Source organism: Azospirillum sp. FG154, from assembly GCF_057809575.1.
In genome coordinates this window covers 149,555-172,993 of record NZ_JBMDKF010000002.1, presented here as the reverse complement: position 1 = coordinate 172,993, position 23,439 = coordinate 149,555, and the positions used below count along the sequence as shown (strand labels likewise).

The 23,439-nt window shown below is 65.3% G+C and carries 16 protein-coding genes; 10 read left to right on the top strand and 6 right to left on the bottom strand.

The window, feature by feature from the left end; translation table 11 throughout:
- Positions 1-127: 127 nt before the first annotated feature.
- On the top strand, positions 128-694 hold the full coding sequence (locus ACODS4_RS03000; protein WP_298375426.1) for a TetR/AcrR family transcriptional regulator: 567 nt from the start codon (positions 128-130) through the stop codon (positions 692-694).
- Between the two features lie 16 nt (positions 695-710).
- On the opposite strand, the gene ACODS4_RS02995 is transcribed toward ACODS4_RS03000, so the two are convergent.
- Positions 711-3,677, bottom strand: a complete 2,967-nt coding sequence (locus ACODS4_RS02995; protein ID WP_488860573.1) for a methyl-accepting chemotaxis protein — start codon at positions 3,675-3,677, stop codon at positions 711-713.
- Positions 3,678-3,944: 267 nt separating this feature from the next.
- On the bottom strand, positions 3,945-4,424 hold the full coding sequence (locus ACODS4_RS02990; RefSeq protein ID WP_488860571.1) for an Lrp/AsnC ligand binding domain-containing protein: 480 nt from the start codon (positions 4,422-4,424) through the stop codon (positions 3,945-3,947).
- A 139-nt stretch (positions 4,425-4,563) separates the two neighbouring features.
- On the opposite strand from ACODS4_RS02990, the gene putA reads away from it, so the two are divergent.
- Both putA and ACODS4_RS02980 read left to right on the top strand, forming a co-directional pair.
- Complete coding sequence (gene putA / locus ACODS4_RS02985) at positions 4,564-7,698, top strand: bifunctional proline dehydrogenase/L-glutamate gamma-semialdehyde dehydrogenase PutA (RefSeq protein WP_488860569.1); 3,135 nt, start codon at positions 4,564-4,566, stop codon at positions 7,696-7,698.
- A 347-nt stretch (positions 7,699-8,045) separates the two neighbouring features.
- Positions 8,046-10,001: a hypothetical protein gene (locus ACODS4_RS02980; protein WP_488860567.1), complete on the top strand. Its 1,956-nt coding sequence runs from the start codon at positions 8,046-8,048 to the stop codon at positions 9,999-10,001.
- A gap of 65 nt (positions 10,002-10,066) precedes the next feature.
- Here the strand turns inward: ACODS4_RS02980 and ACODS4_RS02975 are convergent, their stop codons facing one another.
- Complete coding sequence (locus ACODS4_RS02975) at positions 10,067-11,410, bottom strand: glutamine synthetase family protein (RefSeq protein WP_488860565.1); 1,344 nt, start codon at positions 11,408-11,410, stop codon at positions 10,067-10,069.
- 166 nt (positions 11,411-11,576) lie between these two features.
- Between ACODS4_RS02975 and ACODS4_RS02970 the strand changes: the two genes are divergently transcribed.
- Entirely contained in the window at positions 11,577-12,857 is a 1,281-nt protein-coding gene (locus ACODS4_RS02970; RefSeq protein ID WP_488860563.1) for an NAD(P)/FAD-dependent oxidoreductase, read from the top strand.
- A gap of 213 nt (positions 12,858-13,070) precedes the next feature.
- Complete coding sequence (locus tag ACODS4_RS02965; protein ID WP_488860561.1) at positions 13,071-14,003, top strand: hypothetical protein; 933 nt, start codon at positions 13,071-13,073, stop codon at positions 14,001-14,003.
- Positions 14,004-14,050: 47 nt separating this feature from the next.
- Here ACODS4_RS02965 and ACODS4_RS02960 read toward each other — a convergent pair whose 3' ends face one another.
- From ACODS4_RS02960 to ACODS4_RS02950, 3 genes are all read right to left on the bottom strand, one after another.
- Positions 14,051-17,512 carry a chromosome segregation SMC family protein gene (locus tag ACODS4_RS02960; protein WP_488860559.1) on the bottom strand — a complete coding sequence of 1,154 codons (3,462 nt, stop codon included), beginning with the start codon at positions 17,510-17,512 and terminating at the stop codon, positions 14,051-14,053.
- Between the two features lie 18 nt (positions 17,513-17,530).
- Positions 17,531-18,181, bottom strand: coding sequence for a DsbA family protein (locus tag ACODS4_RS02955; protein WP_488860557.1), 651 nt, complete (start codon positions 18,179-18,181; stop codon positions 17,531-17,533).
- 61 nt (positions 18,182-18,242) lie between these two features.
- Entirely contained in the window at positions 18,243-18,716 is a 474-nt protein-coding gene (locus ACODS4_RS02950; protein ID WP_119833760.1) for a DUF721 domain-containing protein, read from the bottom strand.
- A 148-nt stretch (positions 18,717-18,864) separates the two neighbouring features.
- Here ACODS4_RS02950 and mutY point away from each other — a divergent pair, with 148 nt between their 5' ends.
- The 5 genes from mutY to ACODS4_RS02925 all read left to right on the top strand — a co-directional run bounded on the left by mutY (position 18,865) and on the right by ACODS4_RS02925 (position 23,426).
- Positions 18,865-19,923: an A/G-specific adenine glycosylase gene (gene mutY / locus ACODS4_RS02945; protein ID WP_488860555.1), complete on the top strand. Its 1,059-nt coding sequence runs from the start codon at positions 18,865-18,867 to the stop codon at positions 19,921-19,923.
- A gap of 35 nt (positions 19,924-19,958) precedes the next feature.
- Positions 19,959-20,711 carry a DUF1194 domain-containing protein gene (locus tag ACODS4_RS02940; protein ID WP_488860553.1) on the top strand — a complete coding sequence of 251 codons (753 nt, stop codon included), beginning with the start codon at positions 19,959-19,961 and terminating at the stop codon, positions 20,709-20,711.
- Between the two features lie 6 nt (positions 20,712-20,717).
- The gene (locus ACODS4_RS02935; protein WP_488860552.1) at positions 20,718-21,857 is read left to right on the top strand and encodes an NAD(P)/FAD-dependent oxidoreductase; all 1,140 of its coding nucleotides are present in this window, start codon (positions 20,718-20,720) and stop codon (positions 21,855-21,857) included.
- A gap of 289 nt (positions 21,858-22,146) precedes the next feature.
- A complete protein-coding gene (locus ACODS4_RS02930) occupies positions 22,147-22,842 on the top strand; it encodes an OmpW/AlkL family protein (protein ID WP_488860550.1) in 696 nt (231 codons plus the stop codon).
- A gap of 149 nt (positions 22,843-22,991) precedes the next feature.
- A complete protein-coding gene (locus ACODS4_RS02925) occupies positions 22,992-23,426 on the top strand; it encodes a CBS domain-containing protein (RefSeq protein ID WP_488860548.1) in 435 nt (144 codons plus the stop codon).
- Positions 23,427-23,439: the final 13 nt, after the last annotated feature.

The following is a 23,439-nucleotide window of genomic DNA, read 5'->3' as shown; positions in this document are numbered from 1 at the left end:
AAGGCGAAGCCAAGCTGTCCCGCGTCGCCTTAAAGCTGCCAATCCACCGACTGTTCGGCTATAGATCGTCCGCCCCAACGCGTTTCTGGAAATGGGGCGACCGGAGGGATTGGGGCGGATCGGGGTTATGGAAGCAAAAACAAAAAATCGCGACTCGTGGCTGACCGCCGCCTTCTCCGCCCTGGCCGAAGGCGGCGTCGAACAGGTCCGCGTCGAGTTGCTGGCGAAAAAGCTGAAGGTCACGAAGGGCAGCTTCTACTGGCACTTCCGCGACCGCACCGACCTGATGAACGCCCTGCTGGACGGCTGGAAACAGGGCCGCATCGCCGCGATCAAGGAGCAAACCCGGCTGGACGGCCGCGAACCGGCCAAGCAACTGCATGATCTGCTGGCGCTTTACAGCGGCAACAACCCGCGCGGCATGGCCATCGAGTTGGCCGTCCGTGATTGGGCGCGCCGCGCGCCGGAGGCGGAGGGGGTGATCGCCGAGGTGGACGGGGAGCGTCTGCGCTGCGTCGCCGACCTGTTCGTCGCGCTGGGCCTGCCGCCCGATCAGGCTTTCGCCCGCGCCTATCTGTTCTACGCCTTCGCCTTTGGCCAAGGGCTGTTGGCCCGATCCGCCGGAGCCGACCAGGCCGAGGCGATCAAGGCGATCTGCGGGACCGTGCTGGTGCCGGACAAGCAGACGCCTTGACCGCCGCGCAACGCGCTCAGGCCCGATAACCCAGGCGCAACGACCCCCAATGACGCCCACGGACGATGATCGGGGCGTCAACCTCCTTCAGGCGGACCATCTGCCCGCCGCCCATGTCGCGGCGGTAGGCTTGCAACAGGAAGGCCCGCGTGTTGCGCGCCGCCGCCAAACCGGCCCGGTCGGTGAACAGCCGCCGGTTGCGGCTGTGCGCGGTGTTCCAGTCCACCTCGCCGGGACGCTGCGGTTCGGAATAACGGGCGTTGTGGGTCGGCAGATAGCCGACGCTGTTGACCGCGACGCAGAACTGGAATCGCGGGTTGGACGCCAAAATCTGTTCCTGCAAGGTTGGAAACAGCCGGTCGGTCAAATCGGTGAACGGCGCCATGAACTGTTCCGGCGCCGTGCCCGGAACGCTGGTCAGTTGGGTGGAGAACAGCGCTTCTTCCGTGATCTTGCCATCGCGCAGACTGTCTTCCAACAACCTAGCCAGAGACGCCGCGCCGTCCTGGATGGTCTTGATGAAGGGACGGTCGGTTTCGATCAGGCGGCGATAGGCTTCTTCCAGTTTGGCGCTTTGCGCGTCGGACAGCTCGCCAAAGGCCAGATGCAGGCCCAGATCGCTGCTTCCGGCGACGATGGCGGGCAATTCGCCGGCGTCGCGCAGCACCACATTGACCACGCTGTGTTCGACCAGGGTCGGCAGCCCCTTCGGATCGACCAACAGGCCGTCGATGGACAGGTCCAGCATCGTCGCCGACACGCGGTTCGCGCCAATCACCACGGTGATTGGATCTTCGCACGGAATGCGGTCGGAGGTGCGACGGTCCCCCGCCACGGATTGGCGGAGCGCGATGACCAAGCGCCGTTTCAGATCGGACACGGCGGATTGGGTGTCGCTCATACGGCGGCTGACGTCGCGGGCGATGTCGGTGATCTCGTCGGTCTGGTCACGAATGTGGAGCACGCTGCTCGACACCTGCGAGGCGCCGCCAGCGGAGTTGGTGGCGCTGCGGCCAATTTCGCCGTTGGCCGCCGATTGCTCCTCAACCGCCGCCGCTGTGGCGGACGCGGCTTCGTCGATTTCCTGGATGACGGCGATGACGGTTTGAATGGCCGAGACGCTGCCCGTCACCGCCGCCTTCAATTGTTCAATCTGACGCGCGATGTCGCCGGTCGCCCGCGCGGTTTGCCCGGCCAAGCTTTTCACCTCGCCCGCCACCACGGCGAAGCCCTTGCCCGCTTCGCCCGCGCGCGCCGCCTCGATGGTGGCGTTCAGCGCCAGCAGGTTGGTTTGCCCGGCGATGTCGTTGATGAGGCTGGCGACCTTGCCGATTTCCTCCGTCGCGATTTCCATCCGGCTGATCGCCGAGGCCGAATCCCGCGCGCTGTCCACAGCCTTCCGCGCGACTTCGCTGGAGCGCGCCGCCTGCCGGGCGATCTCGTGCCCGGCCGCGTTCAACTCTTCGGTCGCCGCCGCCACGGAGGAGGCGTTGGAACTGGCCTGTTCGGAGGCCGCCGACACCACCACGGTGTTTTCCCGCACAACCCCCAGCGAGTCCATCAGATTGGTGATGCCATCGCCCGCCCGGCGTCCAGCCTGCTCCACCCCGATCCATGTTGCGTCGAGGTCGCTTTCGATGGCCTTGCAGGTTTCCAGCAGAGTCTGGCGGGTCAAATCCTTTTGGCGGATCTCCATTTCCTGCCCCTCGTACAGGCTGTAGCCGATCTTCGCCTTCATCGCGTTCAACTCGGAAGCGATCCGTTTGAACTCGGCGATGGCGATCGGCTCGGCCGGACTCATGTAATCGCCGACGGCGACGCGGCCATAAGTCTTCTCCATCGCCGCCAGCGGGCGACGAACCGTCCGCAAAATCAGCAGGCCAAACAGCGTGGCGAGCGCGCAGCTTGCCATCAGCGCGACGAAGAGTTGCGCGAAGCGGGTTTTGAAGTCAGCGGCGGCCTTTTCATACTCTTCCCGCGCCACGCGGATTTGCAATTCCAGCAGCTTGTCGTTGACGTCGTGGAGTTCAAGGAACAGCGGTTTCAAAACCTTGCGAACGTGGATTTCCAATGCCAGAGAATTGCTGTCCTTGATGTGCGTGATCGCTGGCGCGATAGCCTCGCGGTTGAAACGCTCGCTCAATTCCTGATATTCTTTGGCCAGGATTTTTTCTTCCGGCGTCAGATAAGTGTCCAAATACTCTTTCAGCAATTTCGCCATATAGGCGCCGTTGTCCTCAATTTCTTTAAGATGCTCCTTGACCTCTTTGTCTGGCATGCCGTCGCGCAAGCCGATCACCAAATCGGTGATGATTTGCTGGTTTTCCCGCGTGTGATTCAGAATTTCGCCGATCTGAAAGGCCGGAACCGTCCGATCCTCATAAACCGTGCGCAGCGACTCGTTTGAATCGGACATGCCGTCCAACCCCAACCACCCCGCCAGCAGCAACGCGAGAATCAGCACCCCGAACACCGCGATCAATTGCCGGGCGATGCTGTTGCTCACCGACGCGACGACACGGGCCGCACGGCTGCGTTTCAACAACTCCCCCTGCGCCAGAACCACCGTGGCGGTTCCGTTCCGCATCGCCGCGTACAGGGCCTCCGCCGCCGCGACATCCTCGCGCGACGGCTTGGAGCGGATGGAGATGTATTCCTTGACCTCCCCATCGGCCATCACCGGCGTGACGTTGGCGCGCACCCAATAGAAATCACCCGACTTGGTCCGGTTCTTGACCAACCCTTCCCAAGACCGCCCAAGCTTGATCGTCGCCCACAGATCGGCGAACGCCTCCTTCGGCATGTCGGGATGGCGGACAAGATTGTGAGGCGACCCGATCAGCTCATGTTCGGCAAAGCCGCTGATTTCGACAAAGGCCTTGTTGACGAAGGTGATCCGGCCACCCGTGTCCGTGCGCGAAACGAGTGGAACACCTTCCGTCAGATGCGCTTCAGTCTTTGTGATCGGTGTGTTGACGCGCATGACGCTGTTCCATCTCAATCGTTGCAACGAAAGCCAGCATCCAACAATCCGTCCAAAACGCAAAGCCGTCTAGAAACAATAGATCGTCGTGTGCCAACCGGCGCGGGGAATAAGCAAAGACCATGCCGCTGTGTTCGAGCCTTGAAATTGCTTGTCGAAAAAGTATTTAGCGTCCAGAAAAGGCTTTAAAGCCCCGCTCCGTTCGCATTCTGCGTCTTGAATCGAAACATGCTTGCAAGATGGGAATTGGACTGAGGCGATCAGCCATCACCCCAGCAACCCATCCAGCGGGATGGCGGTGACGCTCTTGACCTCCTCCATCACCGCGTAGGTGTGGGTTTCCCGCACGCCGCGCGCGGTGGACAAAAGCTCGCCCAGGAACAATCTGTATTCATTCATGTCGCGCACCCGCGCTTTGACGAGGTAATCGAAGCCGCCCGCGACCATATGGCATTCCATGATCTGGGGCATGCGCAGCACGGTGCCCTTGAAGTCGTCGAAATTGTCCGGGGTGGTGCGGTCCAACACGACCTCCACGAACACCAGCATGCCAGAGTCCAACCGGTGGGGATCGAGCAGAGCCACGTAACGCTGAATGATGCCGTCATTCTGCAAACGTTTCACCCGTTCCAAACACGCCGCTGGACTGAGGTTGATCCGGCGCGCCAGTTCAACGTTGCTGAGCCGTCCATCCTCCTGCAATTCGCGCAGGATCTTGACGTCGGTGGGGTCGAGGGAGCGCTCCATCCTTCATTCCAAATTTTCTATTGACAACAATCAATTATGCCATAAAAAATTTTGTTTTATCAACAATCAAACGGACCATCATCGGCTTAAATCTTATTATACTGAATTATCTTCACACCACAGAGCGATGGACCATCCCATGCTTGCATCCGCCGAGTTTCCCGCCGTGCGTCCGGACCGCGCCGCGATCGTCGCCGCCTACCGCGCCGATGAGGTGCGGGTGCTGGATGGGCTGATCCAGATCGCCGCCCTGCCCGCTGACGCCCGCCGCCGGGTGCAGGACGCCGCCGGTGGTTTCGTCGCCAAGCTGCGGGAAACCCGTCCCCGCTTCGGCGCGCTCGACGCCTTCCTGCAAGAATTTGGCTTGTCCACCAAGGAGGGCGTGGCGCTGATGTGCCTGGCGGAAGCGCTGCTGCGCATTCCCGACGCTGAAACCGCCGATCTGTTGATCCGGGACAAGATCGGCGGCGCCGATTGGACGCGCCATCTCGGCAAGGCCGACAGCCTGTTCGTCAACGCCTCAACTTGGGCCTTGATGCTGACCGGCAAGGTCGTGCGGTTGGACGACGAGGACCAGCGCCAGCCCGCCGGTCTGCTCGACCGTCTGGTCAGCCGCGCGGGCGAGCCGGTGATCCGGCAGGCGATGATGCAGGCGATGCGCATCCTCGGTCGCCAGTTCGTCATGGGCCGCAACATTGAAGAGGCGCTGGACCGCGCCCGCGACAGCGAAAAGCTGGGCTACCGCTATTCCTACGACATGCTGGGCGAAGCCGCCCGCACCCAGGCGGACGCCGACCGCTATCAAGAGACCTACGCGCGCGCCATCGAGTCCATCGGCAAGGCGCGCGGCGCCCGCAACGTGCTGACCAGCCCCGGCATTTCGGTGAAGCTGTCGGCCATCCACCCGCGTTACGAGATCGCCCAACAGGCCCGCGTGATGGCGGAGTTGCGCCCGCGCCTGCTCGATCTGGCCCTGAAGGCCAAGGCGGCGGGCATTCATCTGACCGTGGACGCCGAAGAATCCGACCGGCTCGACCTGTCGCTGGATTTGATTGAGGCGGTGTTCAGCGACCCGGCGCTCAATGGCTGGGAAGGGTTCGGGCTGGCGGTGCAGGCCTATCAGAAGCGCGCCCTGCCGGTGATCGAGTGGTTGGGCAATCTGGCCGCGCGGGTCGGGCGCAAGCTGATGATCCGGCTGGTCAAGGGCGCCTATTGGGACAGCGAGATCAAGCGCGGCCAGGAACGCGGCCTGGACAATTACCCGGTCTTCACCCGCAAGGCGTCCACCGACGTCTCCTATCTGGCCTGCGCCCGCAAGCTGCTCAGCCGTCGCGACGTCTTCCACCCGATGTTCGCCACCCACAACGCCCACACCGTCGCCTCGGTCCTGGAAATGGCGGGCGACCGCGTCGGCTTCGAGTTCCAGCGCCTGCACGGCATGGGCGAGCCGCTCTATCACCAGATCGTCGGCCCCGACATGCCGGTGCGCGTCTACGCCCCCGTCGGCAGCCATGAGGATCTGTTGGCCTATCTGGTCCGCCGGTTGCTGGAAAACGGCGCCAACTCCTCCTTCGTCAACCGCATCCAGGACGAGCAGGTTCCCATCGCCGACATCGTCGCCGATCCGGTCGCCCGCATCGCCGGTCTGGCGGTGAAGCCGCACCCGCGCATCCCGCTGCCCAAGGATCTCTATGGGGCGGAGCGGCTGAACAGCCAGGGCGCCGACCTCAGCGACCCGACCATCGTCGGCCCACTGCTGACCGGCATGGCGGCGGCCTGGAGCAAGCCGTGGACCGGCGGCCCCATCGTCGGGGGGATGACCCCGGCGGGCAATGGTCGCCCCATCGTCGATCCGTCGAACAACGCGCGGGTCGTCGGCCATGTCGTCGAGGCGACCGCCGAGGACGTCGAGCGCGCCCTGTCTCTGGCGACCGCCGCCCATCACGCCTGGTCGGCCCGCCCGGTGACGGAGCGCGCCGACTGCCTGACCCGCGCCGCCGACCTGATGGAGCGCGACCGCCACAAGCTGCTGGCCCTGCTGACCCGCGAGGCTGGCAAGGTGCTGCCCGACGCCATCGCCGAACTGCGCGAAGCGGTGGATTTCTGCCGCTATTACGCCACCCGCGCCTGCGCCGATTTCCAGCCGATGGCGATGCCCGGCCCGACCGGCGAGCGCAACGAGCTGCGCCTGACCGGGCGCGGGGTGTTCGTCTGCATCAGCCCGTGGAACTTCCCACTGGCGATCTTCGCCGGACAGGTCGCCGCTGCTCTGGTCGCGGGCAACACGGTGATCGCCAAACCCGCCGAACAGACCCCGCTGATCGCGGCGGCCACGGTCAGGCTGTTGCTGGAAGCCGGCGTGCCGCTGGACGTTCTGCATCTGCTGCCGGGCGACGGCGCGACCGTCGGCGGCAAACTGGTCGGCGATCGTCGGGTGGCGGGCGTCGCCTTCACCGGCTCGACCGAGACGGCCCACCTCATCAACTTCACTCTGGCGACGCGCGGCGGGGCCATCGTCCCCTTCATCGCCGAAACCGGCGGACAGAACGCCATGCTGGTGGACAATTCCGCCCTGCCCGAGCAGGTGGTGGACGACGTCGTGACCAGCGCCTTCCGCTCCGCCGGTCAGCGTTGTTCGGCCCTGCGCGTGCTGTTCGTCCAGGACGGCATCGCCCCGAAGGTGATCGAGATGCTGAAGGGCGCGGCGGCGGAACTGCGGCTGGGCGATCCGGCCCTGCTGTCCACCGACGTCGGCCCGGTGATCGACGGCGAGGCGCTGTCCATCCTGCAACAGCATGTCGAGCGGATGAAACGGGAGGCCGTCACCTTGTTTGAAGGCACGCTGCCCTATGGCTGCGCCAACGGCAGCTTCCTCGCCCCGCACGCCTTTGAAATCACCAGCCTCGACCAGTTGCCACGCGAGGTGTTCGGCCCGGTCCTGCACGTCATCCGCTTCAAGGGCGACAAGCTGGACGCCATGCTCGACGCCATCGAGGCCACCGGCTATGGCCTGACGTTGGGCGTGCACACCCGCATCGACCGCACCGCCCGCAAGATCGCCGAGCGGATGCCGGTCGGGAACATCTACATCAACCGCAACATGATCGGCGCGGTGGTCGGGGTGCAGCCCTTCGGCGGCGAGGGGCTGTCCGGCACCGGCCCGAAGGCGGGCGGTCCGCGTTACCTCGCGCGCTTCGCGGCGGAACGCACGTTGACGATCAACACGACGGCGGCGGGCGGCAACACCTCGCTGGTCTCGCTCGAAGAGGATTGATCGGATCGAGGACGGGCCGGGTGGGAGCGTTGAGTCCATGGAGCGGACGCCCCGCCCGGTTTTTTTGAGGTTCGGCAACCGACAGAATCCGACCGTCGCCCGAAAACGACCATTTTAGGAAATTTTCACACAACATCTCGCGATCAAGTTTCAGAAGCGAAGAAACCTGCGCGACACTCGCCGGTGTGATCGATGCTTTTCGATGCTTTGGCGCTTTTTCAGAAAAAACGGCGCAGGCGCACAGGATTTAAGCGTCGTGAAACGACCTGTCCTCATTTCCATCGTTGAATGCTGTCCGTTGCCCGGTCCATAACTGTTCCAGATCCGCTTTTGCAGAGTTGGGACGCATGTTGAGCACCGCCGCCCGTTCGCCACGGCCATCCATTCGCCAGCGCCTTCTGACCGTGGCGGCCTGCACGGCGATGGTGATTGTTGGCTGGTCCGGCGCGGCCAACGCTCAGATCACGCCCAGCACAGCCCGCCCCGCGCCCCTTCACCACCGTCCGACCCCCAAACTTTTTGTTTTCGACGAGTCCAATCCAACCTGCTGGGATGGCGATCCGGCTGGAGCGGCGGTTCTGAGCGCCTTGTCCGGCGGCGACGCCGGGTTTCAGCTTTTGGCGCGTGAGCAGCCGGACGAAGCGTTCCGCTGCTCCAGCCTGTTTCCCAGCGAGGCCGCCACCGCCATCCTGCGCGACGCCGTTCTGGCCGCGCCGTACGACGCGATTGGCGCGGTGGATCAATTGTCCAGGCGGCCCGGCGGGATGGCGCTCATCGGGCGGGCCTTGACCCCCAACCTGCTGGCGCGTTCGCTCCACACCGGAATGTCCTTTTATGAAACCCGGCATGAATTGCGGAAGCTGATGCCGCCGGAAAATCTGCTCGCCTTGGAAATCCAGGCGCGCAGGGCCTTGGCGACGAGCTTCTCCAAAGAGCCTTTCGCGCTGTCCGCCAAGATCGGCGCCCTGATTGACGAGATGGCCGAGGAGTCCCCGCAGGACCGTTTCCGAATCATCAACGCGCTTCCGATTGAAATCCTGTTCGAGCTGATCGCCCGAATCGGCCCTCAACTCTACACCTCATCCTTTGACGGCATTCTCGACATCCTGACCATCAAGCTGAAGCAGGAGCGGCGCACCTTCTTCGATCTGGCCCGCGACCCGGCGGCGAGCCCCCTGTGGGGGGATTTCTTCGTCGCCGTCGTGAGCGGCGGGCGGGCCGACACGCTGTTCGGCTCAATGGCGGGCAACGCGCCCGAATTGGCGCGAGGCAGCGTCCGGGCGTTGCTGGCGCAGGGTCAAAAGATTGACCCGCCCATCGTGGCGGGCGCCCTGGCCGACGCCATGGACAGCAAGTCCGAGGAAATCCGCGCCGCGCTTGAGGATGAGTTGGCCGAACATCACCGGACCACGCGCAGCCCATTGGTCAAGGCGACGGCTGGGCTTGCCGGGGGCATCCACGCCGCGCGCGTCGCCGGACATCCGACCACGATGGCCTTCGCGTCGGAACGCTTCGCCGAACGTTACCCCACCCAACCGGCTCCGGTCCTGACCGAGAGTCGATTGTTCCAGAATGGCGTCAACGTTCAGCGGATGACCTTCTACAACGACCTTGACGGCAAGACATCGTTCAACGGCTTCATCAAGGCTCAGCGCGCGATGGGGTGGGCGATTGAGGAGTATCTTGGCTTTGTCGTGGTTTACAGCCCGGAACGGTTCGACCGACGGATCATCATCGTCGCCGACACCCCCGATGGCGGCGAAGCCGGTCGGCTGGCCGTGCAGGATTGGCTGCGCTACGCCAAGCTGACGCCGAGCGTCGTCATTCATCGTGGCCACAGCTACCACGAAGACGAAACCATGCCGGAGATCACCGCCAACACCGCCTTCGTGTTCTGGGGATCCTGCGGCGGGCAATTGCGGCTGCGCGCCACCTTGGAGCAGGCCCCAAACGCGCTGGTGTTGGCGACCCAAAACATCGGCACAGCCATCGTCAACCAAGCCCTGTTGCGGATCATCGAAGATCGGCTTTTGACCGATGGCGCGATCGACTGGACCAAGGTGTGGGCCGACGCGCAGGCCAAGATCCACAACCGACGCTTTTCCGCCTATCACCGGCCCGATCAAAATTCGACCCTGCTCGCCCTGCGCGCGTGGCGGGCTCAGACGGAAGGCAAACCCAATCTTCTTCAAGCAGCCACGCCCAACCCGACTACTCCCAACCCGGCGACGCCAACCATGCGTGCGGTCCCCACCACAGCGACGCTTGCCAACACCAATCGTGCGGCGGCGATTTTGCAATGAGAGACGGCGCGTCATGTCCGTGAAACGAGGGGCGCGTCCAACCGAAGCGCCCCTCTTTTACAGAATCACACGTTCAGCAAAAGATTTTCACGTTCCCATGAGCTGATGACCCGGTTGTACGCCTTGTATTCCGCTTCCTTCACGCAGGTGACGGCGTCGATGAAGCGTTCGCCCAGTATTTCCTTCAGCGGCTTGCAGGCGTTGAACTTGGTCAGCGCCTCGCTCTGGTGACGCGGCAGGGTGAAGGCCAGACGATAGGCCGATCCCTTGATCGGGTCATTCGGCTCCATATTCTGGGTCATGCCGATGTAACCGCAAGCCAGAGACGCGGCGATGGCCAGATAAGGGTTGGCGTCGGCCCCGGCCACCCGGTTTTCGACCCGGCGGGCGTCGGGTTGCGACACCGGCACGCGAAGGCCCGTGGTGCGGTTGTCGCGCCCCCAATGCACGTTGATCGGCGCGTCGGAGTTCGGCACCAAACGGCGGTAGGAATTCACGTTCGGGGCCAGCAGCGGCATCGCGTAGGGCAAATATTTTTGCAGCCCGGCGATGTGGGCCATGAACAGCGCGCTGTCCGTCCCATCGGGGTTGGAGAACAGGTTGCGCCCGGTGTCGGCGTCCACCACCGACTGGTGGATGTGCATGGCGCTGCCCGGCTCGCCCTGCATCGGCTTGGCCATGAAGGTGGCGTAGATTTGATGGCGGATCGCCGCTTCCCGCGCCGTGCGCTTGAACAGGAACGCCTGATCGGCCAGTTCCAGCGCGTCGCCATGGTTGAAGTTGATCTCGATCTGCGCCGCCCCGGCCTCGTGGGTCAGGGTGTCGATGTCGATGTCCTGCTTTTCGCAGTAATCATAGACGGCTTCAAAGATCGGGTCGAACTCGTTGACGGCGTCGATGCCGAAGGCCTGCCGACCGCTTTCCATCCGCCCGTTGCGGCCAATCGGCGGCGCCAGCGGGTAATCGGGATCCTTGTTGACCTGGACCAGGAAGAACTCAAGCTCCGGCGCCACCAGAGGTTTCCAGCCGCGCTCCTCATACAGCGACAGCACGCGCTTGAGAACATGGCGGGGCGACATGTCCACCGGACGGCTGTCGGCGTAGACGCAATCGACGATGACCTGAGCCGTCGGCTCTTCATACCAGGGAACGAAGCGGATCGTCCGTTCGTCCGGGATCATGTAGATGTCGGAATTTTCGTCCGAGGTGATGTCTTCATCCTCGGCGAACTCCCCGGTCACGGTCTGAACGAAAATCGCTTCGGGAAGACGCAGGCCACGGTCGCGCAGGATGCGGAGAAATTTGTCGGCGGGCACGATCTTGCCCCGCGCGATGCCCGAGATGTCGGGCACAAGACATTCGACTTCAGTAATACGGTTTTTCTTGATGAAGTCTTCCATAAAACCCATGAGATTGGCGGACCGCACCGGGCAATGGGCAGCCCCCTCCGTGCTGTGATCGACAGCGACACTATGACGCCCTTTCAGGGGACCGCGCCAGAGGGTTCCGATGACGCTTTTGTGAAATCGTCGGCTTTTCGTTGACCCGTTCCCGGTGGACCGCCTAACTGACCGGATGCCGAAAGCCTCTTATCTGAACAGTTGGTACGCGGCGAGCGCCGCCGCCCATCCCGCCAATCCCGCTTTGGCGGGTGAACTGCGCTGCGACGTCTGCGTGATTGGCGGCGGCTACACCGGCCTGACCACCGCGCTGGAGCTGGCCGAACGCGGCTATGACGTGGTGCTGCTGGAGGCGCAGGCTTGCGGATGGGGCGCGTCGGGCCGCAACGGCGGGCAGATCATCACCGGCTACAACAAGCCGATGAGCGTGATCGAGCGTTGGGTCGGGCGGGAGGACGCCCGCCGCCTGTGGGATTTCGGCGAGGAGGCCAAGACCCAGCTTGCCGAACGGGTGGAGCGCCACGCCATCGCCTGCGATCTGACCTGGGGCTTCGCCTACGCCGCCTTGAAGCCCCGCCACATGAAGGACGTGGCCGAGATGGAGCGCGAGTTGCGCGACGGCTACGGCTATGACAAGGCGCGCCGCCTGGACCGGGACGGCGTCCGGGCGTGCATCGGCAGCGACTCCTACATCGGTGGTCTGTTGGACGAGGGCAGCGGGCATCTGCATCCGCTGAACTTCGCGTTGGGCTTGGCCCGCGCCGCCGCCGCCGCTGGCGTCCGCATCTTTGAACACAGCCGCGTCACCGCGTTGGACGCCGGGGCCGAACCCTGGGCGCAGACCGAGCATGGCCGGGTGCGGGCCAAGCATATGGTGATCGCGGGCAACGCCTATCTGGGCGGGCTGGTTCCCGGATTGGCCCCGACCATCATGCCGGTCGCCACCTACATGATCGCCACCGAGTCGGTGGGCGAGGCGCGCGCCACGCAGTTGTTGCCCACCAACATCGCCGTGTCGGATCTGAATTTCTCGCTGAATTACTTCCGCCGCTCGTCCGATCATCGGCTGCTGTTCGGCGGCGGCGTCAGCTATTCCGGCATTGATTTGCCGGGATTGAAGCTGGCCATGCGGGCGAAAATGCTGGCCGTCTTCCCGCAATTGAGCGGCGTCGCCGTCGAACATTTCTGGGGCGGCCATGTCGCCATCACCATGAATCGGATGCCGCAGTTGGGACGGCTGTCGCCGACCACCTTGTTCGCGCACGGCTATTCCGGCCATGGCGTCGCGCTGGCGGGCATGGCCGGACGGGTGATGGCCGAAACGATCCGGGGAACTGCCGAACGCTTTGACGTCTTCACCCGAATCCCCCATCACGCCTTTCCCGGCGGGCGACGGCTGCGCACGCCGGCGTTGGTGCTCGCTATGCTCTGGTTTCGTCTGCGCGACCTGCTGTAAAGTGCCGTCTGGTCATCGCTGGGGACAACAACGTTGCAACCCCACGCCGCTGATTGTGCTAAATTTGATGAAATTTCACCCCAGCGCCCCCAAGGGACGATGACCGACACCTCGAACACTGATGCGAAATCCGCCGCCGATTCGTCCACCGACAAAGGAACGGCGTCCACTTCTTCTGACAACGGCTCTGCGGGAGATTCCCAAACGGAGCCGATGCGGGACACCCATTTCGATTTCCAGCACAAGGTGTTCAGTCTGCCCGGCGCCTTTTTCTGCGCCGATCCGACCAGCAAGGATCCCGTCCTCAACATCCTGCTGGGCGATCTGAAGGCGGCCTTGGCCTTCCCCACCCTTCTGGAATCCTTTCAGATCGAACAGGGAAGCCACGACGAGCGGTTGTTGGAAATCGTCGAGCAGGGGTTGGCCTACGTCAAACAGATCCGTCCAGGCGAACAGATCCCTGGCGAACTGCTGGATGGTCGGGCGTCCTGGTCGGTTGAAGACCGCCACCGCCGCATCGCCAAGGGCCGCCTGACGATGCAAGTGGTGTCGTCGATGACCGGCTCCGAAATGATCGTGTCGGACGCCTACCAGCTCGACCAGTTGGTGGAGGATCCGGGAACTCAGGCGCGCCTGAAGTTGGCCCTGCAAAAGCTCGCCGAAAAGCTGAAGCTGAACATGGCCAACTCCGAGCAGTATTTGACCGACCGCTTGGACGACCTCGCTCAAGAGCTGTCCTACATCGAGGCGCTGCGCGACCGCTTCAAACACATTCGCAAGATGGAAACCAACTTCGCCACGCTCATCACCGTTTACCGCACGGACCGCGTTTTTTGCAGTGAGATCAACCGGATGCAGGGCCTTATCAAGAAGCCCCTGCGTGAATATGACATGATCTTCGATCAAGCCGACGCGCAGACCGGCGAAATCGTCGGGGCGTTGAAGGACATTCACGCCACCATTCAGTTCATCCGCAAGATCCGCGACGATCTGCGCACCAAGCTGTTGGAATGGGAAGACCTGCTGAAGGGCTGGGATTCGGTGATGATGGAGCGCTCTCCCCGGTTGGAGCATCTGCAAAAGGCGACCTACCGCTTTCTGGCCAGCCGCTTCATCGAAACCACCGTGTGGAAACGCGGGGGGTAAGATGTGGAAACGCGGAAGCTAAGATGTGAAAGCGGGGCGGCTGAGATTCACGCCACCCCGCGCAACTCCTCCGCCGCGCGCAAATCGACGCTGACCAGTTGCGACACGCCGCGTTCAGCCATGGTCACGCCGAACAGCCGATCCACCCGCGCCATGGTCAGGCGGTGGTGGGTGATGATGAGGAAACGGGTGTCGCCCTGACGGGCGATGTCCTCGACCAGATCGCAAAAGCGCCCAACGTTCGATTCGTCGAGCGGCGCGTCCACCTCGTCCAGCACGCAGATCGGCGCGGGGTTGGAGCGGAAGACGGCGAACAGCAGGGACAGCGCGGTCAAGGCCTGCTCGCCGCCTGACAGCAGCGACAGGACTTGCAGCTTTTTGCCCGGCGGGCTGGCGTAGATTTCCAGACCGGCGCTCAACGGATCCTCGGCGTTGACCAGTTCCAGATGCGCCTTGCCGCCGCCGAACAGACGGATGAACAGGTCCTGGAAATTGCGGTTCACCGTGTCGAAGCTGGCGACCAGCCGTTCGCGCGCCTCGCGATTCAGGCTGGCGATGCCCTGGCGCAGCCGGGCGATGGCGGCGGTCAGATCGGCGCGTTCGGTGTGCAGGCCGGTGATCTGCGCCTCAAGCTCCGCCGCCTCGATCTCGGCGCGCAGATTGACCGGCCCCATGCCGTCGCGTTCGCGCGTCAGCTTGTCGAGCCGCGCCTCGATGGCCCCGGCGTCGGGCAGCGCGTCGTCGGGGCCAAGCTCCGTCGCCGCGCGGGTGTCCTCCGGCGCGCAATCCAGCCGTTCGGCGATCCGCTCCGTCAGGGTTTGCCGCTGCTGCATCGCCCCCGCCACCGCCGCTTCGGCGCGCGCGCGGGTCTCGCGGGCGTCGGCCAGAGCGGATTCGGCCTGACGGAGCGCGGTTTCAATCTCGGTCAAGCGCCCTTCGGCCTCGGCCAATGCCTCGGCGGCGCGTTTGCGGGCTTTGTCGGCCTCGAAGATACGGTCTTGCAACTCTTGCCGTTCCAGCGCGATGGCGGCGGGACGGTCGGCCAGTTGAGCGATGTCGGCCTCCGCCGCGTCGGCCCGCGCGCGCAACTCCGCCACCCGGCCATCGGCCCCGGTGGAGCGGGTGTCCCAAGACGCGGTTTCCGCCTGGATGGCGGCCAGCCTTTGGCGGCGGGTCTGGGCTTCGCGCGTCAGACGGTCCAACCCGCTCTGCTTTTCGTTCAGCAGCGCGCGGCGTTCGGCCAGCGCGGCGCGCTGTTCGTTGACCCGTTCGCGCCCTTCGCGCGGGTCGGGCAGCGCGTCCAACAGGGCCAGAGCCTCGTCCCGCCGGGCGGCGGCCTCACGCTCGTCCACCGCCAGCCGTTCGATGACCTCGACCAGGGAGGCCAGACGGGAGGCCGCCGCGTCGGCCTCGCGCGCCAGTTTGGCGTGACGGTCGCGCGCGCCGTTCAGGGCGGCGAAGCCCTCCCGCACGGCGTCGCGGGCGCGGCGGTCGGCCTGCGCCGCGTCTTCCACCGCGCGTTTGGCGGCGTCCAGCGCCTCGCGCGCCGCCTCCACCCGTTCCTCAGCCAGTTCCAGCCCGTCGCGCAGTTCGGCCAGCCGATTGCGTTGCTTCAGGCGCACGGCTGCGGCGGTCGGCGCGCCTGCCTGCACGGTGAAGCCGTCCCAACGCCAGGCCCCGCCGTTGCGGCTGACCAGGATTTGACCGGGCGCCAGCGCCGGGGCCAAGGCCGCGCCGGTCGCCGCGTCCTCCACCACGCCGATGTGGGCCAGCGCTCGCCCGGCGGCGGGCGGGCCTGAGACCCAGCCGGTCAACGGCTCAACCCCCACCGGGAAGGGCTGCAACGCCTGAAAAGGTGGAAAGCGCCGCCAATGCACGGGGGAGGCTTCGTCCAGTGGCGCGGTCAGCGCGTCGCCCAGCGCGGCGGCCAACGCGCCTTCATAGCCGGGGGCCACCGTCACCGCGTCCACCAGCGGCGGAAACTCTTCGCTGCCCCCGGCGGTCAGCAGCTCGTTCAGGGCGCGTTCTTCGGCGCGCAGCGTGGCGCGGGCGGATTCGGCGACGGACAGCGCCTCGCGCGCGCGGGATTGGGCCGGTTCGGCGTCGGACTTTGCCCGTTCCGCCCGTTCCGCCGCCTCGCGCGCCTCATCCAACCGCTGTTCGGCCAGTTCCACGGCCATTTCGGCGTCGGCCAGATCGGCGCGGGCGGCGATGTCGGCCTCCAGCGTCGTCCGCTGCGCCTGTTGGTCGGCCAGTCGTTTGGCCAGACCGGCGGCACGGCTTTCCAACTCGCCCGCCTGCCGTTGGGTGGCGGTGCGCCGCGCCTCGTCGGCGGCGACCGCTTCGGTCAGCCGGGTCAGCGCCCGGTCGAGATCCTCGACCGCCTCGCGCGCCTCGACCACGGCGTCGCGCGCCGCCTCTTCCAGAATCTCTTCATCGGCCTGGGCGTCGATCAGCCGGTCGCGTTCGGCCTCCAACCGGGCTAGAGCCTCGCCCGCGTCCGCCGCCAGCGCCTCTTCCCGGCCCAGATCCCCGGCGATCTGCCGCAACCGCGCCTGCAAGGCGCGCTGCTGTTCGGCCACCCGCTGTTCGTCGGCGTCGAGCTGTTCGCGGGCGATGACCAGCCGTTGCAGGGCGGCGGCGGCCTGCGCCTCCGCCTGCCGCTTCTCCGGCAGGCCCGCCGCCGCGTCGGTCCGGCGGCTGGTGGCCTGCGTCACTGTCAGCATCAGCGCCCGCACCGCCTCTTCCGACGTGGCGAAGGCGGCGTGGGCGCGCTCCAGTTCGGCTTGGCAGGCCAGCCAACGCAGGTGCCACAGCACCGCTTCGGCCTTGCGGATGTGTTCGGACAGCGCGCGGTAACGGGCGGCTTGCCGCGCCTGCTTTTTCAGACTTTGCAGTTGCGTGTCCATCGCCCCGATGACGTCGTCGAGGCGGGTCAAATTGGTTTCCGCCGCCCGCAAGCGCAATTCCGCCTCGTGCCGACGGGAGTGCAGGCCGGTGATTCCGGCGGCCTCCTCCAGCAGCATGCGGCGGTCCTGCGGCTTGGCGGAAATAATCTGCGCGACCTTGCCCTGGCTGACCAGCGCCGGGGAGTTCGCCCCCGAGGCGTTGTCGGCGAACAGCAATTGAACGTCGCGCGCCCGCACCAGCTTGCCGTTGATGCGGTAGTCGGAGCCGGAGCCGCGCTCGATCCGCCGCGTGACCTCCAGCTCGTCATGCTCGTTGAAACCGGCGGGGGCGGTGCGCGTCCGGTTGTCGATGGCCAAGGCCACCTCGCCCAGATTGCGCGCCGCCCGGTTGGACGTGCCGCCGAAAATGACGTCGTCCATGTCGTCGCCGCGCATCCGCTTGGCCGAGGTTTCCCCCATGACCCAGCGCAGCGCCTCCACCAAATTCGACTTGCCGCACCCGTTGGGACCGACGATGCCGGTCATTCCCGGTTCGATGACCAATTCGGTCGAATCAACGAAGGACTTGAAGCCGGAGAGGCGGAGACGCGTGAACTGCACCGGAAAACGACCTTTTCTTTACTTCAGCAGCTTGTCGATGGCCTTGGCGAAGACCTCGAACGGCTGCGCGCCCTCGACCCGATCCTTGCCGTCGTTCAGGATGAAGGTGGGGGTGGCTTCGACCTTGTATTGGTTCTGACCGACCATGCGGCTGTTCAGGATGCCGTCAGCCAGCGGTTGGCTGGCGAAGCAGGCGTCGATGATCTCCTGGCTCATCCCGGCCAGCTTGCCATATTGGGCCAGCGCCTTGGCCGGATCGCTGGCGCGCGCCCATTGGGCCTGGCTTTTGAACAGGACGTCGGTCAGCGGGAAATAGCGCTCCACCGGCGCGCAATGGGCCAGCATGCTGGCGCGCAGGGCCGCCTGGTCGAAGGGGAAGTCGCGGAACACCAGCTTGACCTTGCCGGTGTCGATGTAGGCTTCCTTGATCTTCGGCAGCACGTTGGCGTGGAAATCGGCGCAGTGCGGGCAGGTCATCGACGAATAATCATAGATCGTCACCGGCGCCTTCGGATCGCCCAGCACCCGTTCGGCCAGCAGGTCCGAAACGGCGGGCAGCGGCGTCGCCGTTTGCGCGGCGGCGGGGGCCGGGGTCGCGACGGCGACGGTCATTCCAGCGGTCAGGCCGACAGCGAGCAGCCCGGCGATTCCCAAAATTTTGCGGTTCACGATGCCCTCATCCCTACCAGATGTTGATGGTATAGCCAAAGAAAGTCAGCCCCGTCCAGCCTCAGCGCCCGGCCCGCTTGGGCCGCGCCAGCAGCGACCGGCCAAAGCGTTCGAGCGTCGCGCGCAGCTCCTCATCCTCCACCGCCGCGATGGTGGTGGCGACGGAGGCTTCCTCGTCCGTCGTCAGCGCGCGCGGGCGCAGCATCGGCGAGGGCGCGGCGGGCAGGCCCGCGTGAATGAGTTTGATCCGCGCCACCGCGTGATAGCCGAAGAAGCTGTTGATCCGCTCGATGATCTGCGGTTCCAGATGCTGAAGCTCCAAGGCGATGGCGCCCATGGCGCGGATGTGGAGCGTCGCCTCCTCGCGCTTGCCGCGCGGGAAGCTGAGTTTGTCGGGGGCGGTGCGCTGTGACAATTGTTGGCCGACGATGGCGGGCCAATCGGTGATGAGCGCGCCAAAGGCCAGACCGCGCTTGCCAAGCACCTTGCCCGCCACCTCCGGCACGGTTTGGCCGATGCGTCGTGGTCCGTTCATGCTGCGCCCAAACTCCTCATGCCCAATCGCGCCGCGTCTCATGTGGCGCCGCCGCACCGTAGCGCAAGGGATCGACGCTGCCCAGCGTCGGCTGACGCAGGCGGCGCCCCCTTCTCCTGACGCCGGAAAGCCTCTATTTCATCCCTCCATGATCGACGATTCCGCAAAAGCCGCCGCGCGGCTCCTGTCCTGGTACGACCGCAACCGCCGCGACCTGCCTTGGCGGGCCAAGCCGGGGGAGCCGGTTGATCCCTATCGGGTGTGGCTGTCGGAAATCATGCTGCAACAGACGACGGTTCCCGCCGCCGCGCCCTATTTCCGCAACTTCACCGAACGCTGGCCGACGGTGCGCGCGTTGGCCGACGCGCCGCTGGACGATCTGTTGGTCGCCTGGGCCGGGCTTGGCTATTACGCCCGCGCCCGCAACCTTCACAAATGCGCGCAAGCGGTGGTCAGTCGGCATGACGGGCGCTTTCCGGGCGACGAGGCGGCGTTGCTGGAGCTTCCCGGCATCGGGGCCTACACCGCCGCCGCCATCACCGCCATCGCCTTCGCCCGCAAGGCGACCGTGGTGGACGGCAATGTCGAGCGGGTGATCGCCCGCATCTTCGCCGTCGCCGACCCGCTGCCCAACGTCAAACCGACCCTGCGCAAGCTGGCGGCGACGCTGACGCCGGACGCGCGGCCCGGCGATTACGCGCAGGCGATGATGGATTTGGGCGCGACCGTCTGCACGCCGCGCAAGCCGAAATGCATGCTCTGCCCCTGGACCGAATTCTGCGAGGCGCGCGCCGCCGGAATCGCCGAGACCCTGCCGCGCAAGGTCGCCAAAACGGAAAAGCCGACGCGGCGCGGGACGGCCTATTGGCTGCTCAACCCCGACGGCGCTGTCCTGTTGCGGCGGCGGATCGAAAGCGGGCTGTTGGGCGGCATGACCGAAATTCCATCGACCGCTTGGGAGGCGGAGGCCCCGGACGGCGCGGCGCTGGCGATCCATCAGCCGCTCGCCCTGTCCTGGCGCGCCTTGCCCGGCGTGGTCCGCCATACTTTCAGCCATTTTCACCTGGAACTTGCCGTCGTCACCGCGTTGGCCGGTGATGGCTGGCGCGAGGCCGAGGGGCTGTGGGTTCCCATCGACCGTTTGAGCGACCAGGCCCTGCCGTCGGTGATGGTGAAGGTCGCGCGCCACGCGCTCGCCCACGCCTGATCCGGTCCTTAATCGGTTCCGTTCGGGGTGCTGTCATGGGCGTTGCGCGCATCGTCTTTGCGCTGTGTCTGCTGATCGGTCTGGGCGCCAACGCCGCGTCCACGGCCAAACCATCCAGTCCGGCGGCGGCGGTCGCGTTGCTGTTGGCGCTCGACGGATCGGCGTCGATCACGCAAGGCGATCTGGAATTCCAGTTGCAGGGCCACGCCGCCGCCTTCCGTGACCCGTCGGTCGCCGACGCGCTGTCGGCGGGCGGCGCGCTGGTGGCGCTGACCGTCTATTCCGGCCCGCGCACCCTGAAAACCCTGATCCCCTGGACGCTGGTGACGAGCGCGGAGGACGCCGCCCGCTTCGCCGCCCGCATCGACGCCACGCCGCGCGGCTTCCAGGGCGATTCCACCGCTATCGGCGGGGCGATCAACGACGCGCTGGCCTTGTTCGAGCAAAAGCCGGTCAAAAGCGCCGCGCCGCCGCGCAAGGTGATCGACCTTGTGTCCAACGGCTTTTCCAACAGCGGCCTGGATCCGCAAGTGGCGCGCGACCGCGCCGCCGCGCGCGGCGTCACCGTCAACGGTCTGGCCATCCTCGATGAATTTTCCTGGTTGGAGGAGTATTTCGCGGAAAACGTGATCGGCGGACCTGGGGCCTTCGTGACATCGGCGATGGATCGCGGCAGTTTCATCGAAGCCTTGCGGCAGAAACTTATTCTTGAAATGGTGGGCGCGCCGGACCATCTGGTCGAGCATCGGATCGCGGCGGCACGGCGGATTTCAACCCAGTGGGAGTGAGCGGCGTTGGAGCGGGTTGATTTTCTGGTGATCGGCGCGGGCATGGCGGGCGCCTCGGCGGCTTATGAGCTGGCGGCCCATGGCCGCGTGCTGCTGTTGGAACGTGAATCGCAGCCGGGTTATCATTCGACCGGACGTTCCGCCGCGCTCTACACCCAGACCTACGGCCACGCCACCGTGCGCGCCATGACCGTGGCGAGCTGGGGCTTTTACACCGAACCGCCCGCCGGTTTCACCGACCACCCGCTGTTGACGCCGCGCGGCGTGCTGCTGGTCGCCCGCCCCGATCAAAGCGACCTGCTGGAACAGGAATTCACCGACGGTCGCCGCCTGACTCCCTCGGTCGAACGGCTGGACCGCGAGCAGACCTTGGCCCGCGCGCCCTTCCTGCGTCCCGATTACCCGCTGGGCGCGGTGTGGGAGCCAGAGGCCTGCGACATCGACGTTCACGCCCTGCATCACGGTTATTTGCGCGGCCTGAAGGCGCGCGGCGGGCGCGTCGTCACCGACGCCGAGGTGACGGCCTTGAGTCGCCACGATGGGGTGTGGGTGGCGGAAAGCCCGGCGGGGCGCTTCGTCGCGCCGGTCGTCGTCAACGCGGCGGGCGCCTGGGCCGACGCGCTGGCCGAGCTAGCGGGCGTTCGTCCCATCGGGCTGGTTCCCAAACGGCGCACCGCGATCACCTTTGATCCCGTCTTCCCCGATCCCGCCGACAAGCAGGGGCTGGATTCCTGGCCGATGGTGATCGACGTCGCCGACAGCTTTTACGTCAAGCCCGACGCTGGACGGCTGTTGGCCTCCCCCGCCGACGAAACCCCGGTCCCCCCCTGCGACGTGCAGCCCGAAGAACTCGACATCGCCGAAACGGTGGATCGGTTGGAAACAGCCTGCCGTTTCACCGTTCGGCGGTTGGCGCACAGTTGGGCCGGGCTGCGCAGCTTCGTCGCCGACCGGGTGCCGGTGGTCGGCTTCGACGATCAGGCCGAAGGTTTCTTCTGGCTGGCCGGTCAGGGCGGTTACGGCATCCAGACCGCGCCCGCCATGGGCCGCACGGCGGCGGCTCTGGCCACCGGCGGCGATCTGCCCGCCGACGTCCAGGCGTTGGGAGTCGGCGTGGCGGACCTGTCCCCGGCCCGTCTGCGCTGAAGACATGGGGTTTTCTGGCGGTTCGGACGGGTGATTTTTTCGTTTTACCGCCCATCCCCCGCGCCGCAAAACCCCGGTTTCAGACGCTCACGAACGGTCATACGCCCGCGCACCTCAAAATAACCCTTTGTTTTTCGTGTCTATGCGACAACTCGTCACTGTTGCAGAGCTGCTGCAACATGACCTCGATCGGTTGCACCCCCCTAGTAGCCCTAGTGGGAGTCTGGTAATACCTGCCCTGGCTGATGCCACAAATCAGAAACAACGCATTTTGCCTGGAGCAGACCCCATGAGCATCCTGTCGCGCGCCGCCGCCGCCCTGCTGGCGACCTCGGCCCTTGTCGCCATTTCCTCCCCGTCGCTCGCTCAGGATTTCAAGGTGAAGTCGGCTGGCGACATCGTCGTCCGCGCGCGTGGCGTCGGCGTTCTGCCGCAGGAAAAGGGCACGCTGAACAACACCAGCCTGGGCAACATCGGCACCGCCAAGGTTGGCAATGATTTCATCCCGGAAGTCGATTTCTCGTACTTCTTCACCGACAACATCGCCGCTGAGCTGATCGCCGGCACCAGCCGCCACACCGTCAAGGGCAACCTGAACGGCCTGGGCAACAGCATCGAAATCGGCAAGGTCTCGCTGCTGCCGCCGACCCTGACGGTGCAGTACCACTTCCTGCCGAAGGAGCGCATCAGCCCCTACGTCGGCGCTGGTGTGAACTACACCCTGTTCTACAACGAAGACGCCGCCAACACCGTCAACCCGGCGGGTCTGCGCGTCACCAAGACCGATTACAAGAACCGTTTCGGTTTCGCTCTCCAGGCCGGTGTTGACGTCGCCCTGACGGGCGCGTGGTCGCTGAACCTCGACGTCAAGAAGATCTTCCTGAAGACCGACGTCACCGCCTCGGTCAACGGCGCGCTGCCGGTCACGTCGAAGGTCACGCTGGACCCGTGGTTGGTCGGCGTTGGCGTCGGCTACCGCTTCTAAGCCATCCCATACGGGATCGGTTGCGAACGGACGGATTGAGCCGACCACCCTGTATGGGGTGGTCGGCTTTTCCTTTTGGCCAAAGCGCTTGAATTGTTTGCGCCGCCAACCAATTTTCCGTGAAGGAACTTGGAAGGAGGCCGCACATCATGCACGTCGCCGCCATATTGACTCGCAAGGGTCATCAAATCCGCTCGGTCGCCCCAACGGACAGCTTGGGCGACGTCGCCAAGCATCTCGCCGAGCACCGAATCGGCGCCACTCTGGTCATTGATGATTCCGGCGTTCTTGCGGGCATTCTGTCCGAACGGGACATCGTGCGCGCCGTCGCGCAAGACGGGGCCGCCGCGTTGACCCGCTCCGCCGCCGACGTCATGACCCGCGATCTGGTCACGGGCGCGCCCACCGACACGGTGGCGACGATGATGGCGGTGATGACCGAACGCCGCATCCGCCATGTTCCGATCCTGGATCAGAATCGACTTGTCGGCGTCATCAGCATCGGCGACGTGGTTAAGGCGCGCATCGACGACGCGGAGCTGGAGGTCGAATCCTTGCGGGGATTCGTGTCCAGCCTCAGCTAACGGACGGCGTCAT

Excerpts from the sequence above, each read along its gene's own strand:
- ACODS4_RS02950 (WP_119833760.1), bottom strand. The coding sequence starts at position 18,716 with ATGAACGGACCACGACGCATCGGCCAAACCGTGCCGGAGGTGGCGGGC.
- putA (WP_488860569.1), top strand. The coding sequence starts at position 4,564 with ATGCTTGCATCCGCCGAGTTTCCCGCCGTGCGTCCGGACCGCGCCGCG.
- ACODS4_RS02995 (WP_488860573.1), bottom strand. The coding sequence starts at position 3,677 with ATGCGCGTCAACACACCGATCACAAAGACTGAAGCGCATCTGACGGAA.
- ACODS4_RS02940 (WP_488860553.1), top strand. The coding sequence starts at position 19,959 with ATGGGCGTTGCGCGCATCGTCTTTGCGCTGTGTCTGCTGATCGGTCTG.
- ACODS4_RS03000 (WP_298375426.1), top strand. The coding sequence starts at position 128 with ATGGAAGCAAAAACAAAAAATCGCGACTCGTGGCTGACCGCCGCCTTC.
- ACODS4_RS02925 (WP_488860548.1), top strand. The coding sequence starts at position 22,992 with ATGCACGTCGCCGCCATATTGACTCGCAAGGGTCATCAAATCCGCTCG.
- ACODS4_RS02990 (WP_488860571.1), bottom strand. The coding sequence starts at position 4,424 with ATGGAGCGCTCCCTCGACCCCACCGACGTCAAGATCCTGCGCGAATTG.
- ACODS4_RS02975 (WP_488860565.1), bottom strand. The coding sequence starts at position 11,410 with ATGGGTTTTATGGAAGACTTCATCAAGAAAAACCGTATTACTGAAGTC.
- ACODS4_RS02980 (WP_488860567.1), top strand. The coding sequence starts at position 8,046 with ATGTTGAGCACCGCCGCCCGTTCGCCACGGCCATCCATTCGCCAGCGC.
- ACODS4_RS02970 (WP_488860563.1), top strand. The coding sequence starts at position 11,577 with ATGCCGAAAGCCTCTTATCTGAACAGTTGGTACGCGGCGAGCGCCGCC.
- mutY (WP_488860555.1), top strand. The coding sequence starts at position 18,865 with ATGATCGACGATTCCGCAAAAGCCGCCGCGCGGCTCCTGTCCTGGTAC.
- ACODS4_RS02930 (WP_488860550.1), top strand. The coding sequence starts at position 22,147 with ATGAGCATCCTGTCGCGCGCCGCCGCCGCCCTGCTGGCGACCTCGGCC.
- ACODS4_RS02965 (WP_488860561.1), top strand. The coding sequence starts at position 13,071 with ATGCGGGACACCCATTTCGATTTCCAGCACAAGGTGTTCAGTCTGCCC.